Consider the following 483-nt stretch of genomic DNA (forward strand, 5'->3'; position numbering starts at 1 on the left):
CTCGACTATAATCCGGTGAACATCGGCGACGCGATCCACGGCGGCGGCACGCGGCCGACCGAACATAGCTACGCGATGGAGCATTTCGCCAAGCGCCCGACCAAGCCCGATTTCCAAAGGGTGATGGACGGCCTTGGCGAGCCGACGACCTATTCCGCCGTGTTCGCGACACGCGAGGATGCGGAGGCATTCGTCCAGCGCATCGTCGAGGAGGACCTCGGCCTCAGCATCAACATCTCCTCCTCGATCGAGAATGCGATGAACTGCTGCAAGGCGGCCGGCATCACGCGGCACAGCGTCGGATATTCGCTCGGCTTCGAGGGCATCCAGGACAATGCGCCGAACCGCCACGTGCTCGCCCTGTCGACCATGTGCGGCCACGGCATGATCAGCCAGTCGCTCGCCAAGAAGATGATCGACATGGTCAAGGAGAACCGCGCCTCGCCCGACAAGGTGACGGCGGCGCTGAGCCGCTTCTGCTCG

The 483-nt window shown here is 63.8% G+C and carries 1 protein-coding gene; it reads left to right on the plus strand.

Annotated elements, in window-relative coordinates; all coding sequences use genetic code 11:
* On the plus strand, positions 1–483 hold a 483-nt coding region (locus tag O7A61_RS32410), incomplete at both ends, for a hypothetical protein (RefSeq protein WP_337133206.1).

Origin of the sequence: Mesorhizobium sp. Cs1321R2N1, assembly GCF_037179725.1 — a bacterium.
Taxonomy (GTDB): domain Bacteria; phylum Pseudomonadota; class Alphaproteobacteria; order Rhizobiales; family Rhizobiaceae; genus Mesorhizobium; species Mesorhizobium salmacidum.